Source organism: Microbacterium sp. HJ5, from assembly GCF_054824025.1.
In genome coordinates, this window is the sequence record NZ_JSYE01000004.1 from 107,426 (window position 1) to 124,061 (window position 16,636).

Genomic DNA, 16,636 nt, shown 5'->3' on the forward strand with positions numbered 1-16,636 from the left:
GAAACGATTCCGATCCGCCCGCCCCGGCTAGGCTTCTTGCTCATGGCGGAGCTGTACACCTGGCCGGACATCCTCACCACCCTCCTGGAGCGGCGCGACCTCAGCGTCTCGGAGTCGACGTGGGCGATGCGGCAGATCATGTCGGGCTCGGCGACGCCGTCGCAGCTGAGCGGATTCCTCATCGCCCTCCGTGCGAAGGGCGAGACGGTCGACGAGATCGTCGGCTTCCGCGACGCGATCCTCGAGGCCGCCGTTCCCCTTCCCGTCGACCCCGCCGTCCTCGACATCGTGGGCACCGGCGGCGACCGGTTCGGCACGGTGAACGTGTCGACGATGGCGGCGCTCGTGGCCGCGGCATCCGGAGTCCCGGTCGTCAAGCACGGCAACCGCGCCGCCAGCTCGTCCTCGGGCTCCTCGGACGTGCTGGGCGCGCTCGGGGTCGACCTGTCGCTCCCGCCCGAGGCGGTGGCCGAGGCGCTCCCGCGAGCGGGCATCACCTTCGCGTGGGCCGCGGCGTTCCACCCGGGGTTCAAGCACGCCGGTGCCAGCCGCAGCGAGCTCGGGGTGCCGACGGTCTTCAACTTCCTCGGGCCGCTGTGCAACCCGGCGCGCGCCGAGGCGAACGCCGTGGGCGTGGCACAGCTCGACCGCGTGCCGCTCATCACCGGCGTGTTCCGCACCCGCGGCGCGACCGCCCTCGTCTTCCGCGGTGACGACGGCCTCGACGAGCTGACCACCACGGGCCACAGCCGGCTGTGGGAGGTGAGCCGCGGCGACATCCACGAGCACGACCTCGACCCGCGCGACCTCGGGATCCCGCTCGCCGACATCGACGACCTGCTCGGGGGCGACCCGGCGCACAACGCCGCCGTGGTCCGCCGGGTCCTCGGCGGTGAAGAGGGGCCGGTGCGCGACATCGTGCTGCTCAACGCCGCTGCCGGCATCGTGGCGTACCGCCTCTTCCAGGACGCGACGCAGGTGCAGCGACCGATCCTCGAGCGCCTCGCCGAGGCGCGCGACGACTCCGCCGCCGCAATCGACAGCGGCGCCGCCCTCGCGACCCTCGACCGCTGGGTCGAGGTCACGCGCGAGCTCGCCTCCTGACGAGCCTTCTCCACGGCGCACGCCCTTCCGCAGGCCTCGGCGTCCCCGCTAGCGTGGCGACGAGACGCCCCGACCTACGGAGGAACCATGAGCGAGGACGTGCCCCCCACCACCGCCGACGCCGTCGAGCCCCCGGTCAAGAGCGTGGGGCTGGTGAAGGCCGTCGGCGTGCTCGGCATCATCGGCGGCATCCTGCTGATCGTCGTCGGCGTCGTCGCCTGGATCGGCGTGACCACCCAGCTCACCGCCGAGAACATCACCATCCCCGACGACGCCGCGGCCTTCCAGGGCCAGCAGGTCATGGGGCCGGTGACCGCCTACGTGCAGGCCGACATCATCAACCACCACGCGCTCGAGGCGTCCGGCGGCAAGACCTACGCCGAGCTCGATCAGGACGACCCGGTGCGCGCCACGGTGATGCAGGCGTCCTTCCTGCGGGCGTCCCTGTTCACGTCGGTCGTCGCCTACGGGGTCGCGCTCTTCGCGGCGGGGATGGGCGTGCTGGCCACCCTCTTCGGGTGGGCGATCCATCGCCTCGCGAGCGTGCCGGTCGTGGTCAAGCGCACGACCCTGGCCACCGGGTGACGCCCGGCCCGGACGCGGACGGCCGATGAATCCGCACGACGCGCTCAACGAGATCGCCACGCTCCTCGAGCGCGAGCGATCGTCGAGGTACAAGTCCAAGGCGTTCCGCGCGGCCGCCGACGCCATCGCGGGCCTGACGGACGAACAGCTGCGGGATGCCGCATCCCTCCGCCGCCGCAAGGGGATCGGCGACTCGACCTACGCCGTCATCCAGGAGGCCCTCCGCGGCGACGTCCCCGCCTATCTCGCCGACCTGCGCGAGCGGGCCGGCGTGCACATCGCGTCGCAGCTGCGCCCGCAGCTGCGCGGCGACCTGCACTCGCACAGCGAGTGGTCGGACGGGCTCACCTCGATCGACCTGATGGTCGCCGCTGCCCGCGCCCTGGGCCACGAGTACCTGGCGCTCACCGACCACTCGCCGCGACTGCGCGTCGCCAACGGGCTCTCGCCGGAACGGCTGCGCGAGCAGCTCGAGGTGGTGGCGGGCATGGGGGGCGAGGGCTTCACGCTCCTCTCGGGGATCGAGGTGGACATCCTCGACGACGGCGCCCTCGACCAGGAGCCCGACCTCCTCGACGAGCTCGACGTCGTCGTCGCCTCGGCCCACTCGAAGCTGCGGATGGAGCGCGCCCCGATGACGCGGCGACTGGTGGCCGCGGCATCCGATCCCCATGTCGACGTGCTCGGGCACGTGACCGGCCGGCTCGTCGAGGGCTCGCGGGGAACGAGGCCGCAGTCGACATTCGACGCGCGCGCCGTGTTCGAGGCGTGCGCCGCCAACGGCGTGGCCGTCGAGATCAACTCGCGCCCGGAGCGGCAGGATCCGCCCGACGAGCTCATCGCGCTGGCGCTGGAGATCGGATGCCTGTTCTCGATCGACTCCGACGCGCACGCCCCCGGGCAGCTGTCGCTGCTCGACTACGGGGCGGAACGCGCGGAGCGGGCGGGCGTGCCCGCCGAGCGCATCGTGACCACGTGGCCGCTCGACAGGCTGCAGGAGTGGACGGCACGGCACCGGTGACCCGGCGGCGCGACCGGACTACGGTGGCGTCGTGGACTACACGCATTCCGAACTGCTCGCGCGCAACGACGCCGAGTTCGCCGAACTCCTCGCGCTGATCGACGCTCTGCCGCAGGATCGGCTCGACGAGGAGTTCGCCGGCGACGGGCGCGATCGGAACGTGCGCGACGTCGTGGCGCATCTGCACGCGTGGCACATCCTGCTCGAGCGGTGGTACTCGGACGGGACGGTCGGCGGTTCGCCGGAGATCCCGGCCGAGGGCTACAGCTGGCGCGACCTCGCCGCGCTCAACGAGGAGCTCCGGCAGCAGTGGCAGGACACGGGCCTCGCCGAGCTGCTCGCCCTGCTGCGCGCCTCGCACGAGGCGCTTCAGGCCATGGTGGCGCTCCACACCGACGCGCAGCTGGCGGAGCCGGACGCCTTCGCATGGACGAAGGGCACCCCTCTCGGGGAGTTCGCGTGGGAGTGCGGCGGCAACCACTACGCGTGGGGGCGCGGGGTGATCCGCGACGGGCTCGCGCTGGGCGATCGCGGCTGACGCCTACCGCCAGGAGACGACGACCCGTCGCACGGACGGGGTCGCCGGGTGCGTCAGCCGGCGTCGAGGTGGTCGAGGGCGTCGATGATCCTCGTCATCGACGACCCCAGCGACCAGCGCTCGGCGAGCGAGGAGGCGTCCGCGCGACCCTGCTCGTCGAGCGGGCGCAGCCGCGCGTCGACGTCGGGGAGCGGCAGGTCGCGCACCACGGCGACGACCTGCGGGGCGACCTCGAGGTAGTCCGCTCCCGCGGCGAGCTTCGCGCGCACGCCGGCCGACATGCCGTCGCCCGCCTCGGCCGCGGCGAGGATGCCGGCGAGGTCTCCGTGCGCCGCGAGGAGGCCGGCCGCGGTCTTCTCTCCGATGCCGGCGACCCCCGGAAGGCCGTCGGACGAGTCGCCGCGCAGGGTGGCGAAGTCGGCGTACTGGCTCGGGAGCACACCGTACTTGGCGACCACGCTCGCGTCGGTGAGCACCTCGAGGTTGCTCATGCCGCGGGCGGTGTAAACCACGCGCACGTCACGCGCGTCGTCGACGAGCTGAAAGAGGTCGCGGTCGCCGGTGACGACGTCGACCGGAAGCGTCGCGCGCGTCGCGAGGGTGCCGATCACGTCGTCGGCCTCGTGCTCGGCGGCGCCGACGATCGTGATGCCCAGCGCACCGAGCGTCTCGCGGATCACCGGCACCTGCACCTCGAGCGGGTCGGGCACGATCTCGACGTCGGGGCCGACCGCGACGACCTCGGCGACGCGGTGCGTCTTGTAGGTCGGGATGAGGTCGACCCGCCACTGCGGGCGCCAGTCGTCGTCCCAGCACGCGACGAGGTGGGTCGGGCGGTACGTGGTGACCAGGCGCGTGATGATGTCGAGGAAGCCGCGCACGGCGTTGACGGGGGTGCCGTCGGGCGCGCGGACGGTGTCGGGCACGCCGTAGAACGCGCGGAAGTACAGCGAGGCGGAGTCGAGCAGCATCAGGCGGTCGGTCACGGGCTTCATCCTGACACGGGCCGCGGACGCGCGGGGGTCGGCGGATGCGCGGGGGACGCGGCATCCGTTCGCCGTCAGCCCACCCGGTACGTCACGTGCGTCACCTGCGGGGTCGAGCGCACGCGCACCGGCTCGAGCACGAGCGGCGGAACGCCGTCGAACAGGCGGACGACGTCGGTGCGGCCGCCGAGGCCCAGCGTCAGCGGCGTGACGTGGAGGCGCAGCTCGTCGATGAGTCCGGCGGCGAGCGCCTGGTTCAGCGTGTCCGCGCCGCCCGCGACGGCGACGTCGCCGCCCGCCGCGGCCTCCTTCGCCTGGGCGATCGCGGACTCCACGCCGTCGGTGACGAAGAAGAACGTCGTGCCGCCCTCCATCTCGACGGGCTCGCGCGGGTGGTGCGTGAGCACGAAGACGGGGCCGTGGTAAGGCGGCTCGGGCCCCCACCAGCCCCTCCAGTCGCCCGTCCACTCGCCCCGGACCGGGCCGAACATGTTGCGGCCCATCACATAGGCCCGCGCCTCGAGGATGCCGTCGAGCTCTTCTCGGTGCTCGTCGGCGTGATGGAACATCCAGCCGTGGAGCTCCTCGATCGCGCCCTCGCCGAGCGGGTTCTCCTCGGACTGGAAAGGGCCGGCGGAGTAGCCGTCGACGGAGACGGCGATGTCTGCGGTGACTCGAGTCATGCGCACCACCCTGCCGTGTGCGCCGACGTCGCGCTACGGGCGGGCGGGCCAGGGTCGTCCGCCATCGGCCGTTCACCTGCCCGTCGCGCGCCGTACCCGTGCCGTCCTGCCCCCCGTTCACCCTCGCGCCTCACCGTGAGGAGACGACCGGACCAGGAGGTGGCATGGCTCGCAACGACGTCCTCGCGTGGGTCGAGTCCCCGCTGCAGCTCGTGGGCGCGGCCGAATGGGCGGCCGCGCACCGCACGACCGTGCCGGTCGCCGGGCGCCTCACCGCCCAGATGTCGGCGACGGCCGACGAGCTGCTCGCCCGCCGCGCACGCTTCGGCGACCTCGAGCCGTACCTCGGCATCCCGTTCTCCCTCCTCGCGCGCCACGGCCACTGGCTGATCGGCGACGGCTTCTCGGGTCAGTTCCGGCTCGCGGCATCCGTCCTCCGACCCCACCGCATCACCTTCCTCGACGACGGCGCGCACGCGATCGCCTACGCGGGCGCTCTCCTCGGTCGGCGCCCGTACGCGCGCCCCGGCGTCGCGGAGCGGGGTCTCACGACCCGGATCGCACCCGTCGCGCACGAGAAGGTCATGCGGCGGGCGCGGGCGGGACGCGCCGATTTCTTCACGGCCTTCGATCTCGGTGCCGACCGCCTCGACGCGCTGCACGAGCACGGGTTCGGCGTGCGCCGGCACGGCTTCGAGTGGACGCGCGCCACCGCGCCCGCCGCGCCCGAGCTCGGGCGGAGGGTCGTGCTGGGCAGCGCGCAGCCGGTGGACGGTCGCATGTCGCTCGAGGCGTACCTCGACTGGGTGACGGATGCCGCGGCCGCCGGCCCCTCGGTGTACCTGCCGCACCGTCGCGAGACGCCCGAGCAGCGCGCCGCGGTCGCCCGCATCGACGGCGTCACGATCCGCGACACGAACCTCCCGGTGGAGCTCGTCCTCGCCGGAGCAGCAGAGCCGCTCGACATCCGCACGCTGGCGTCGAGCACGACGACCACGCTGCCGCTCGTGCTCGCGGGCACCGGATCGATCCTGCGGGTCGGCCGGACGGCGGTCCCGGCCACGGAGGCGGCGTCATGAACGAGGCCGTCGCGATCATCCCCGCGCGCGGCGGGTCGAAGGGCGTCCCCCGCAAGAACCTGCGGAGGGTCGGCGGGATCCCGCTCATCGCGCGTGCCGTCGACGCCGCGCGCCGCTGCCCCTCCATCGACCGTGTCGTCGTCACCACCGATGACGGCGACATCGCGTCGGTGGCAGAGGAGTGGGGCGCCGAGGTCGTGATCCGGCCCGCCGAGCTCGCCGATGACACGGCGAGCTCCGAGAGCGCGCTGCTGCACGCCCTCGAGCAGCTCGAGCAGCGCAAGGTCGACGTCGGCGTCGTGGTCTTCCTGCAGGCGACCTCGCCTTTCATCGACGTCGCGGCGCTCGACGACGCGGTGCACCTGGTGCGCTCGCGGCGCCGCGACAGCGTGTTCTCCGCCATCGAGACCTACGGCTTCCTGTGGGCGAAGTCCGCGGGATCGGCAGCCGAGGCCGTCAATCACGACGTCGACGTGCGCCCGCGACGGCAGGATCGCCAGCCGCACTTCCTCGAGACCGGAGCCTTCTACGTCATGCGTGCGGCGGGCTTCCGCGCGATCGGCCACCGCTTCTTCGGCAGCATCGGCATCGCCCAGGTCGCCGAGCGCACCGCCATCGAGATCGACAGCCCGGCCGAGCTCGAGATCGCCCGCGCCCTCGCACCCCTGATCGACACGGCGGCGCCGATCGACGTGGACGCCGTGGTGACGGACTTCGACGGCGTGCACACCGACGACTCGGTGCGCCTGTCGCAGGACGGCACCGAGTCGGTCACCGTCAGCCGATCCGACGGGATGGGGGTCGCGCGTCTGCGCGCGGCCGGCGTCCCGCTGCTGATCCTCTCGACCGAGGCCAACCCCGTCGTCTCGGCGCGCGCGCGCAAGCTGCAGGTCGACGTCGCGCAGGACGTCTCCGACAAGACGGTCGCCCTGCGCGCGTGGGCGGAGCGCATCGGCGTGCCGCTGTCGCGCATCGCGTACCTCGGCAACGACGTGAACGACCTCGCCTGCCTGGACCTCGTCGGATGGCCCGTCGCCGTCCCCGACGCCCACCCGCTCGTCCTCGCCGCGGCGCGCGTCGTGCTCGACGAGCCGGGCGGCGCGGGCGCCGTGCGCGACCTCGCCGAACGGGTGCTCGCAGGCCGGGCTCCGGCATCCCACCCCCTCACCGCAGCACAGGAGACACCATGACCGTCACGATCGGATCGCGCGTCATCGGAGGCGGCCGTCCCGCCTACGTGATCGCCGAGATCGGCCTCAACCACAACGGCGACGTCGAGCTCGCCAAGCAGCTCATCGACGTCGCCGCCGACGCCGGCGCCGACGCCGTGAAGTTCCAGAAGCGCACGCCCGAGCTGTGCACGCCGGAGCACATGCGCGACATCCCGCGCGAGACGCCCTGGGGCACGATGAGCTACCTCGACTACCGCCGGCGCGTGGAGTTCGACCGCGACCAGTACATCGAGATCTCCGACCACGCGCTGCTGCGCGGCCTGGAGTGGTTCGCGTCGCCGTGGGACGAGCCGAGCGTCGCGTTCCTCGAGGACCTCGGCGTCACCGCGCACAAAGTGGCCTCCGCATCGCTGACCGACCACTCGCTGCTCGGCGCGCTGCGCGACACCGGCAAGACGATCATCCTCTCGACGGGCATGTCGACGATCGAGCAGATCGACGCCGCCATCGACGTCGTCGGCACCGAGCGCCTGCTGCTCATGCACGCGACCTCGACGTACCCGATGGAGCCCGGCGAGGCCAACCTGCGCATGATCCCCGCACTGCGCGACCGCTATCCGGGCGTGCCGGTGGGCTACTCGGGTCACGAGCGCGGACTCCAGATCTCGCTGGCCGCCGTCGCGCTCGGCGCCGTCGCGGTCGAGCGGCACATCACCCTCGACCGCACGATGTGGGGATCCGATCACGCCGCGTCGCTCGAGCCGACCGGCCTGCAGCACCTCGTGCGCGACATCCGCGTCATCGAGGCGTCGCTCGGCGACGGGGTCAAGCGCGTCTACCCCGGCGAGCTCGCGCCGATGGCGAAGCTGCGCCGCGTCCCGGCGTGAGCCCCGCGCGGCGCATCGTCGCGATCGCCGACACCGACTCCTACGTGAAGTGGGCCGCGGCGCTGCTGGGCGGACTCGACGAGGGGTGGGATGCCTCGCTCCTGCTGCTCGGCACGCCTCTCGTCGTCTCGGACGGTCAGCTCGCCGCTGCGCTCGCCGGGAGCACGCTTCCGCACGCGCGTGTGTCGCGCCTGGACTGGCACGAGCTCGGGCCGCGCCTGGCCGCGCTGCGCGCCGACGCCGTGCTGCTCGCCGGACGGGGACCGCTCGTGCGGATCCTCGCACGCGAGGTCGCTGCCCTCTCGCCGCGGCCGGTGCTCGTGACCGGGCTGCCCGGCATCTCGATCCCCGCGACGCGCAAGGCGATCGCGTATCGCACGCAGTGCGACCTGTTCGTGCTGCACTCGCGCCGGGAGTGCCGCGAGTTCGCGGCGCTGTCGGCGGAGCGCGGGATGCCGCAGCGCTTCGCCCTCGCCACGCTGCCGTTCGCGCGGCCCGGTGCCGCCCCGCCCGGTGCCGCCCGGCCGGCGGCGCACGGCACTGACCTGGTGTTCGCACCCCAGGCGAAGGTGCCGGCCGCGCGCGCGGACCGGCTGCGCATCGCACGGCTGCTCGTCAGAGCGGCGGACGCGGATGCCGCGCGCCGCGTGGTCGTGAAGCTGAGGGCCGCGAGCGGGGAGCAGCAGACCCATGCCGAGCGCGACAGCTATCCGGACCTGCTTGCGACGCTCGGCCCGCTTCCGCCGAACCTGGTGACGTCGACGACGTCGATGGGCAGCGCCCTGCGCGATGCCCAGGGGCTCGTGACGGTCAGCTCCACCGCCGCCATCGAGGCGGTCGCCGTCGGCGTTCCCGTCATCGCGCTCGACACCTTCGGCGTCGCGCCCGAGCTGATCAACGAGGTGCTCGCCGACGCGGGGCTGCTGGGCGGAGAGGACGACGTCGTGGCGCGGAGGTTCCGTCTGCCCGAGCGGGCGTGGCTCGACGACAACTACTTCCACCCCGCGGCGGCGGACGACTGGACGGACCGGCTCGTCGAGCTCGTCGACGCGCGACGCCGGGGCGAGCTCGCACCCCGAGCCCCGCTCGCGCATCGCGGCGGAGCGCTGCGCGACGCGTGGGAGCGGAAGATCGTCCTCGGATCGCGCGACCGCACGATCGCGGGGAACCTGGCGCTGGTCGTCGGCATGCCGCTGCGATTCGCGGTGCGGGCGAGGCAGCGGCTGCGACGAGCGCTCGCCGCAGAGCCGTCGACATCGGGGTGATCCTCCCGCGGCGGGCGGTCAGCAGCCGGGGCCGCCGGGATCCTCGCGGCACGTCTCGTCGACGAGCGCCGTGCGGACCTCCACCACGCGGACCGGATACTGCCCGCTCGTCGCCGTCACGAAGCCGTCGACGGGCTGCCACCAGCCGTTGCCGAAGTCGACGGATGCCGCGTACCGCACGGTGACGGAGACGGGGAACGTGCCGCGGTCGGCGTACGAGTGGCTCGTCGCGGTGGGGGTGAACTGCGCCTGGCCGAGCCGTTCCCAGCTCGCGCCGCCGGTGGTGGTCGTCGCCGTCGTGCCGTCGCCGTGCGCGAACACGTACTGCGCGGGAGTGAAGCGGACGGTCACATCCCAGCCGAGCAGGCTTCCCGGGAGGTGCTGCTCGGATGCCGCGCCCACGAGGTTCGTCGGCATGCCCACGACCCCGAACCCGGCGGGCTCACCGGTCAGCTCCGGCGTCGCGGGACGGAACGAGGCCAGGTCGGCGAGCGTCACGCGGGGGAGCATCGCCACCGCGTAGTCACCGCGGCATCCGAGAGGCCCGCAGTCCTCGGGAGCGGACGCCTCCTCGTCGGGCGCGGGGCGGGAGGGGCCTTCGGGGCGGTTGAGCGCGTCGTCGGTGCGCGGAGGGGCGGAGCCGGGGCGCGAGAGGCCCGCGGAGATGTCGACCTGGCCGCCGGAATTCGACAGCTCGCACTTGTCCTGCCAACCACTGAAGCCGCAGTCCTGGCCCGCGTGCGCCGGGTTGGGAATCACGAGCAGTCCGAGGGCTAACGCACCGACCGGCAAAAGCTGTCTCAATCGCATTGAGGTTCACCGTCCCGCCCGTTGAAGTCGCTCACGATCCAGCCCGTTTCCGTGCTCGAAGACGACTCAAGCGTCACCAACATCTTTTGCACATCTGGTCGATCCGTGCTGACCATCGAATCGCCGGCTGAGTCCAGGAGGACGACGTCGCTGACGTCGAGGCACACGGCGACTTCTGCGCTACTCATTCCGGCTCCGCCGGCTAAGCGCGGCTCCACGACCGTTGGCTCGCTCGCTCCCGCCACTGACCATCCGTCCGCGTGCATCTGCGAAAACATCTCTCGCGCCTCCGCGTTCGCCTCACCCGTCGTCCACGCGTAGACGTCCTCGAACGTCTCGGGGTTGCTCAGGTCGACCCGGTTAAGCGCGTCGACGTACGCCCGGTAGGTCTCCTCGGCGGCGGCGAACGCCTCGGCCTCGTCGGCGAACGCGCTGGTCGCCGTCGGCGTCGGCTCGGGCGTCGGCGCGCAACCGGCCAGCAGGCCGGCGAGCGCGGCGGCGACGAGGATCATCGAGGCCGGTCGCGAAGTCACGTCCCCACGGTAACCAGCATGGCGCGCAGCGCCCGGGACTTATCCACACGCCGCCTGCCGGAGGCGTGCCGAAGAGCATCTCCGCCTCTGTGGGGAGGAGGAGCCGGCGATCGCGTGGGGGGCCGTGACCGCCGGCTCTGGGCGACTCGCAGAGGCCGCCCCTCGTACCCCTGGGGGAGGGCACGAGGCGTGGTCCCGCCGGTCGTCGCCGCTGTCGGGTTCCGCGAGCATCGGCGCGCGTTCGAGGCGGCGATCGACGTCGTGGAGACCCCTCCAGGATCCCACTCCGACCTGTGAATCGACTGTCTCCCGCCGGCCTGCGCGACGCGATTCCGTCGGCTCCGACCGGCCTTGTCGGCGAGGGCGCGTACTCTCGACCCGATGTCGACCACGCCCGATCCGCCCGAGCCCGGCGATCCGCCGGAGCCCGCCCCGCACACCGACCGCGGCGCTCAGCTCACCGCGCTCCGCTCCGAGGCCGTCACCCGGCTGCACGGGTTCGACGAGGCGATCGCGCAGCTCCGTGCCGATCGCAGCGCCGACAACGCCGACGACGAGCACGATCCCGAAGGGGTGACGCTCTCCAGCGAGTGGGCGCGCCTCGAAGGGCTGCGCGGCGCCGCCGAGCGCGATCTCGACGACATCGACGCCGCGCTGGCGCGACACGGGGAGGAAAGCGACGGCGTCTGCGTGGACTGCGGCCGCGGCATCCCTCCCGAACGTCTGCAGGTGCGTCCGACGGCGACGCGCTGCGTGCAGTGCGCGGCACGCGCGGGTGTGTGACGTGTCGTTCGGCGCGGCGGCGGCACGCGGCCGTGATGACCGCTTCGCTCGCATCGCGAACCGCAGCGCGTGCCCGTGCGGCAGCGGCGATCGATTCGACGGATGCTGCGGCCCCCTGCTCGCCGGAGCGCATGCCGACACCGCCGAGCGCCTCATGCGCTCGCGGTACACGGCGTTCGTCGCCGGCGATGCGGCGTATCTGCGTGAGACGTGGCATCCGGGGACCCGCCCCGACGGGCTCGACCTCGACCCGGCGCAGCGCTGGACGGGGCTCGAGATCGTCGACCGCGAGGCCGGCGGGGCGGATGACGCGCGCGGCGTCGTCGAGTTCCGGGCGAGCTGGCGGCACGGCGCCGAGCGCGGAGTCCTCCACGAGCGCAGCCGGTTCGTGCGCCGCAGTGGGCGCTGGTTCTACCTCGACGGGAACGTCTCGTGACGGGTTCGCGCCTGTCGGCCCTCCGCCGGTCCGCCGCCGATAGCGTGGAGGGATGAGCACTCCGGTCGACAAAGCCCAGTCCCTCGCCCGTCTGCACGCCGCTCCGGAGATCCTCCGGCTCGTGAACGTGTGGGACGCGGTGTCCGCCAAGGCGGTCGCCGCCCTTCCCGAGACGCGGGCGATCGCGACCGCGGGCCACTCGATCGCGGCGACCTACGGCTACCCCGACGGCGAGATCCCGCTCGACGTGATGCTCGACATGGTCGGCCGCATCGTCGAGGCCGTCGGAGACCTGCCGGTCACGGCCGACCTCGACGCCGGCCACGGCGACCCCGGCGAGACGGTGCGCCGCGCGATCGGCAAGGGCATCGTCGGCGCGAACGTGGAGGACCGCCTCCAGCCCCTCGCCGACTCGGTCGCCGCGGTGCGCGCCATCGTCGCGGCGGGCGAGGCCGAAGGCGTGCCGTTCGTGCTCAACGCGCGCACCGACGCGTTCGTGCGCGGCGGCGGTCGCCCCGCCGCGGAGTCGGTGGCCGACGCCGTCGAACGCGGGCGGGCCTACCTCGACGCCGGCGCGAACCTCGTCTTCGTGCCGGGCATCCTCGACGCCGACGTCACGCGTGAGCTCGTCGAGGGCATCGGCGAGCGCAAGGTCAGCGTCATCGGCCTTCCCGGCTCGCTCAGCGCCGGCGAGTACGAGGCCCTCGGCGTCGCGCGCATCTCGTACGGCCCGATGCCGCAGCGCGTCGCCCTCACCGCGCTGCAGGACGTCGCCGCCGACCTGTACCGCGACGGCGTCATCCCGGCGTCGACCCGCAGCCTCAACTGACGCCGGCACGGCGGAGCCGGCGCCTGACTCCGGGCCGAGGGAATCCGCGGCCCGCCCCCGCCGTTGGCACACGCGTGGACTTCGAGCGCGTGGACGTCGTGGTGATCGGCGCCGGCCAGGCCGGCCTGTCGGCGGCATACCACCTGCGTCGTCGCGGGTTCGTGCCGGTGGCGACGGCGGAAGCCGGTGCTGAGACCTTCGTGGTGCTCGACCGTGAGAAGGCGCCCGGAGGCGCATGGCAGCACCGCTGGGCGTCGCTGCGCATGGCGACCGTGAACGGCATCCACGAGCTGCCCGGGTTCCCGGTGCCCGCGGCGGATCCGGCAGCGCCGGCGCGCAGCATCCTGCCCCCGTACTTCGCCGCGTATGAGTAGCGCTTCGGCCTCGCCGTGCAGCGCCCGGTGTCCGTGCGTGCGGTGCGGCGCGAGGATGACGACCCGGCCGGCCGCCTGCTCGTCGAGACGGACGCGGGCGGCTGGGCCGCCCGGTACGTCATCAACGCCACGGGAACGTGGACGCGCCCCTTCTGGCCGCACTACCCGGGCCAGGAGCGCCTTCGCGGGCGCCAGCTCCACGTGGCTGACTACGTCTCGCGCGAGGAATTCGCCGGGCAGAAGGTCGTCATCGTGGGGGCCGGCATCTCGGCGGTGCAGCTGCTGGACGAGATCTCGCACGTGGCCGAGACGTTCTGGGTGACGCGCCGGGAGCCGGAGTGGACCGACGAGGACTTCGACGTCCCCGCGCGCGTCGCGGCGATCGCCGGGGTCGAGGAGCGCGTGCGACGAGGCCTCCCGCCCGGCAGCGTCATCTCGGTGACCGGCATGCACTGGACGCCGTGGGCGCGGGCCGCGCGGGCGCGCGGCGTCCTGGTTCGACATCCGATGTTCGCGTCGATCGAGGAGGAGGGGGTCCGGATGCCGGACGGCACGTTCGTCGCCGCCGACGCGATCCTCTGGGCGACCGGCTTCCGCGCGGCGATCGACCACCTGGCGCCGCTCCGGCTGCGGACGCCGGAGGGCGGCATCCGCGTCGCCGACGGCCGGTCGGTCGACGAGCCGCGGCTGTTCCTCATCGGGTACGGGCCGTCGCAGTCGACGGTCGGGGCGAATCGGGCAGGGCGCGACGCGGTGCGGGCCATCGTCGCTGAGCGCGACGCGGTCGCGGCGTAGCGGCTGTCGGGCGCGCAGTCCCGCCGCACGGCTTCAGCCTCGGAGGGCTTCGCGGTACGCCCGGATCACACCCCGCGCGCCTTCGGAGCTGTTGGACACGACGGTCACCGTCGTGCGGCTCGTCGGGTCGAAGCGCGTGCGGATCGAGACGCCGGCGTCGTAGCCGTCGAGGACGATGCCCGGACCGTCGTGGTCGAGCCAGAAGCCGAGCCCGTAGCGGAGCTTCTCGGACTCGACGACGCGTCGCGGGCGCCACATCTCGGCGATCGTCGCGTCGGACAGCACCGCGCCGTCGGCGAGCGCGCGCCAGAACCGGCTGAGGTCCGGCGCGGTCGTGAAGGCGCCGCCGTCACCGTTGCCGCGCACCGGCAGGTGCAGCACGTTCGAGCGCAGCGATGCCGGGTCCTCGTACACGTAGCCGATCGCGGCATCGCCGGGAAGCTCGTCCAGGCGCGGGTAACCCGTCTTCTCCATGCCGGCGGGTGCGAGCACGCGCTGCTCGACGAGGTCGTGGAAGGGCATGCCCGCGGCGCGCTCCGCCACGATGGCGAGCACGATGTAGCCCCCGTTGTTGTAGGTGAAGCGCTCGCCGGGCGCGGACTTCTGCGCGTGCCCGTCGACGGCCCGCACGAAGGCCTCGGTCTGCGCGAGCTCGTGCACCGGGACGGTGAGCACGTAGTCGTCGACCTCCCAGTCCGCCTCCTCATCGAGGTAGTCGCCGATGCCGGACGTGTGCGAGAGCAGGTGCTCGATGGTGACGCCGTCGTCGATCGTCGGCAGATCGCTGTTCAGGATGCCGCGCACGGGGGTATCGAGCCGGATCGCGCCGTCTTCGACGAGAGCCATCGCGGCGAGCGCCGTGAACGCCTTGCTGGCGCTCGCCATGCCGAACCGCGTGTCGACCGCGTTGTCGACGCCGTGGGCGCGATCGGCGAGTCCGTAGGCCTCGGCGAAGACGGTGTCACCGTCGACGTCGAGCGAGACCACACCGCTCATGCGGTCGGCATGGGCGCGTTCGTCGAGGGCGCGGGCGATGGCGGCGGGATCCTGTGGCGGCATGCGTGTCACGCTACGGCGTGGGTGCACAGGTCGCCAGGCGGGTACCGTGGAGGGCGGTTTTCGGACCGCCACCCCCGCCCGCACCACTGGAGGTCGCCCGCATGAGCATCACGAGCGAGCTGTTCCGCCGCAAGCCCGTGACCGAGCCCGACGCTTCGCCCGGCGGCCTCACCCGGCGCATCGGCACCTCCCAGCTGGCGATGCTCGGCGTCGGCGCGACGATCGGCACCGGCGTGTTCTTCGTCATGCACGAGGCGGTCCCGCTCGCCGGTCCCGCCGTCATCCTCGCGTTCGTGGTCGCCGCGCTCGCCGCCGGGCTCTCGGCCGTCTGCTACGCCGAGATGGCGTCCGCGGTGCCGGTGTCGGGATCGACGTACTCCTACGCGTACGCCACCCTCGGCGAGATCGTGGCGATGGGCGTCGCCGCGTGCCTGGTGCTGGAGTACGGGGTGTCGACAGCCGCCGTCGCCTCGGGCTGGAGCGGGTACCTGGACCGGCTCATCGGCGACGTGTTCGGCTGGCACATCCCCGAGGCGCTCACGGTCGGTCCGTTCGAAGGCGGCATCGTCAACCTGCCGTCGGTGGTCCTCGTGGGGCTGTGCGCACTGCTGCTCATCCGCGGCACCCGCGAGTCGGCGACCGTCAACACCATCATGGTCATCATCAAGATCGGCGTGCTCGTGATGTTCGGCGCGATCGCGATCACTGCCTTCCAGGCCGATCACTTCGCCGACTTCGCGCCGCACGGCGCGGCAGGCATCACCGCCGCCGCCGGCACGATCTTCTTCACCTTCATCGGCCTCGACGCCGTCTCCACCGCGGGCGACGAGGTGCGCGACCCGCAGCGCTCGCTCCCGCGCGCCATCCTCATCGCGCTCGCGATCGTCGTGGCGGTGTACCTGTTCGTCGCCGTCGCGGCCGTCGGCGCCCAGCCGTGGCAGGACTTCGAGGACCCCGACCAGCAGAGCGCGGGACTCGCCGTCATCCTCGGCGATGTGCTCGGTGCGGGGTGGCCCGCCACCGTGCTCGCCGCAGGAGCCGTCATCTCGATCTTCTCGGTCACGCTGGTGACGCTCTTCGGTCAAAGCCGCATCCTCTACTCGATCGGCCGGGACGGCCTGCTGCCGCGGCCGTTCGCGCGCGTCGCCCCGCACACGCACACGCCGGTGTTCTCGACCGTCGTCGCGGCGGTGGTCGTCGCTCTGCTCGCCGGTCTCATCCCGCTGTCGAACCTGTGGGACATGGTGTCGATGGGCACGCTCGTCGCCTTCATCGTCGTCTCGATCGCGGTGATCGTGCTGCGCCGCACGCGCCCCGACCTTCCGCGTGCGTTCCGCGTGCCCGGCTACCCCGTGACGCCGATCCTGTCGATCCTCGCGTGCCTGTACCTCATCACGGGCCTCGGCTGGGAGACCTACGCCTGGTTCGCCGCCTGGGTCGTCGTCGTGCTCGCGTTCTACCTGCTCTGGGGTCGCCGTCACAGCCTGCTCGCCACAGGCGGGGGAGCGGATGCCTCGGCCGTATCGGCGGCAGAGCGAGCGGATGCCGGTGCCGACGCCGGCGATCCCGCGCCCTGAGCGCATCGGCCTCGCGCTGGCGTTGGCCGCGGCATCCCTCATTGCGGGAATCGTCACGCTCGCCTCCTGAGGCCGCCCGCGCCGCCGTCGCGGCGGCGTAGCGTGGAACGTCCGACGAGA

At 72.9% G+C, this 16,636-nt stretch carries 17 protein-coding genes and 1 pseudogene; 13 read left to right on the forward strand and 5 right to left on the reverse strand.

The features are described from left to right. Window positions 1-42: 42 nt before the first annotated feature. The 4 genes from trpD to OB08_RS01710 all read left to right on the forward strand — a co-directional run bounded on the left by trpD (window position 43) and on the right by OB08_RS01710 (window position 3,248). Window positions 43-1,104 (forward strand): anthranilate phosphoribosyltransferase, encoded by a 1,062-nt coding sequence (trpD, locus tag OB08_RS01695; protein WP_461471462.1) that lies wholly within the window; start codon window positions 43-45, stop codon window positions 1,102-1,104. 87 nt (window positions 1,105-1,191) lie between these two features. Beyond that, window positions 1,192-1,689: an aromatic ring-opening dioxygenase LigA gene (locus tag OB08_RS01700; protein WP_461471464.1), complete on the forward strand. Its 498-nt coding sequence runs from the start codon at window positions 1,192-1,194 to the stop codon at window positions 1,687-1,689. 25 nt (window positions 1,690-1,714) lie between these two features. Further along, the gene (locus OB08_RS01705; RefSeq protein WP_461471466.1) at window positions 1,715-2,710 is read left to right on the forward strand and encodes a PHP domain-containing protein; all 996 of its coding nucleotides are present in this window, start codon (window positions 1,715-1,717) and stop codon (window positions 2,708-2,710) included. A gap of 31 nt (window positions 2,711-2,741) precedes the next feature. Continuing rightward, window positions 2,742-3,248 (forward strand): ClbS/DfsB family four-helix bundle protein, encoded by a 507-nt coding sequence (locus tag OB08_RS01710; RefSeq protein ID WP_461471468.1) that lies wholly within the window; start codon window positions 2,742-2,744, stop codon window positions 3,246-3,248. 53 nt (window positions 3,249-3,301) lie between these two features. Here the strand turns inward: OB08_RS01710 and OB08_RS01715 are convergent, their stop codons facing one another. Beyond that, window positions 3,302-4,234 carry a 5'-3' exonuclease gene (locus OB08_RS01715; RefSeq protein ID WP_461471470.1) on the reverse strand — a complete coding sequence of 311 codons (933 nt, stop codon included), beginning with the start codon at window positions 4,232-4,234 and terminating at the stop codon, window positions 3,302-3,304. Window positions 4,235-4,308: 74 nt separating this feature from the next. Beyond that, entirely contained in the window at window positions 4,309-4,917 is a 609-nt protein-coding gene (locus OB08_RS01720) for a dihydrofolate reductase family protein (RefSeq protein WP_461471472.1), read from the reverse strand. Window positions 4,918-5,081: 164 nt separating this feature from the next. On the opposite strand from OB08_RS01720, the gene OB08_RS01725 reads away from it, so the two are divergent. Genes OB08_RS01725 through OB08_RS01740 form a run of 4 tightly spaced genes read left to right on the forward strand, consistent with a single transcriptional unit; the run spans window position 5,082 to window position 9,320 of the window. After that, on the forward strand, window positions 5,082-5,996 hold the full coding sequence (locus tag OB08_RS01725) for a hypothetical protein (protein WP_461471474.1): 915 nt from the start codon (window positions 5,082-5,084) through the stop codon (window positions 5,994-5,996). Next, on the forward strand, window positions 5,993-7,186 hold the full coding sequence (locus tag OB08_RS01730; RefSeq protein ID WP_461471476.1) for a cytidylyltransferase domain-containing protein: 1,194 nt from the start codon (window positions 5,993-5,995) through the stop codon (window positions 7,184-7,186). The genes OB08_RS01725 and OB08_RS01730 overlap by 4 nt, the downstream gene beginning before the upstream one ends. Continuing rightward, window positions 7,183-8,055 (forward strand): N-acetylneuraminate synthase family protein, encoded by an 873-nt coding sequence (locus tag OB08_RS01735; protein ID WP_461471478.1) that lies wholly within the window; start codon window positions 7,183-7,185, stop codon window positions 8,053-8,055. Before OB08_RS01730 ends, OB08_RS01735 begins: the two co-directional genes overlap by 4 nt. Next, window positions 8,052-9,320: a DUF6716 putative glycosyltransferase gene (locus OB08_RS01740; protein WP_461471480.1), complete on the forward strand. Its 1,269-nt coding sequence runs from the start codon at window positions 8,052-8,054 to the stop codon at window positions 9,318-9,320. The genes OB08_RS01735 and OB08_RS01740 overlap by 4 nt, the downstream gene beginning before the upstream one ends. Before the next feature lie 18 nt (window positions 9,321-9,338). Here OB08_RS01740 and OB08_RS01745 read toward each other — a convergent pair whose 3' ends face one another. Continuing rightward, window positions 9,339-10,079 (reverse strand): hypothetical protein, encoded by a 741-nt coding sequence (locus OB08_RS01745; RefSeq protein ID WP_461471482.1) that lies wholly within the window; start codon window positions 10,077-10,079, stop codon window positions 9,339-9,341. A 41-nt stretch (window positions 10,080-10,120) separates the two neighbouring features. After that, the gene (locus tag OB08_RS01750; RefSeq protein WP_461471484.1) at window positions 10,121-10,663 is read right to left on the reverse strand and encodes a hypothetical protein; all 543 of its coding nucleotides are present in this window, start codon (window positions 10,661-10,663) and stop codon (window positions 10,121-10,123) included. A 381-nt stretch (window positions 10,664-11,044) separates the two neighbouring features. Between OB08_RS01750 and OB08_RS01755 the strand changes: the two genes are divergently transcribed. The 4 genes and pseudogenes from OB08_RS01755 to OB08_RS01770 all read left to right on the forward strand — a co-directional run bounded on the left by OB08_RS01755 (window position 11,045) and on the right by OB08_RS01770 (window position 13,880). Continuing rightward, complete coding sequence (locus tag OB08_RS01755; protein WP_461471486.1) at window positions 11,045-11,446, forward strand: TraR/DksA family transcriptional regulator; 402 nt, start codon at window positions 11,045-11,047, stop codon at window positions 11,444-11,446. Between the two features lies 1 nt (window position 11,447). Beyond that, entirely contained in the window at window positions 11,448-11,882 is a 435-nt protein-coding gene (locus OB08_RS01760; protein WP_461471488.1) for a YchJ family protein, read from the forward strand. Window positions 11,883-11,934: 52 nt separating this feature from the next. Continuing rightward, window positions 11,935-12,711, forward strand: a complete 777-nt coding sequence (locus OB08_RS01765; protein WP_461471490.1) for an isocitrate lyase/PEP mutase family protein — start codon at window positions 11,935-11,937, stop codon at window positions 12,709-12,711. 74 nt (window positions 12,712-12,785) lie between these two features. Next, window positions 12,786-13,880 (forward strand): annotated as a pseudogene (locus OB08_RS01770) (NAD(P)-binding domain-containing protein). 33 nt (window positions 13,881-13,913) lie between these two features. Here OB08_RS01770 and OB08_RS01775 read toward each other — a convergent pair. Then, entirely contained in the window at window positions 13,914-14,939 is a 1,026-nt protein-coding gene (locus tag OB08_RS01775; RefSeq protein WP_461471492.1) for a serine hydrolase domain-containing protein, read from the reverse strand. A 101-nt stretch (window positions 14,940-15,040) separates the two neighbouring features. Here OB08_RS01775 and OB08_RS01780 point away from each other — a divergent pair, with 101 nt between their 5' ends. After that, the gene (locus tag OB08_RS01780; RefSeq protein ID WP_461471494.1) at window positions 15,041-16,516 is read left to right on the forward strand and encodes an APC family permease; all 1,476 of its coding nucleotides are present in this window, start codon (window positions 15,041-15,043) and stop codon (window positions 16,514-16,516) included. Window positions 16,517-16,636: the final 120 nt, after the last annotated feature.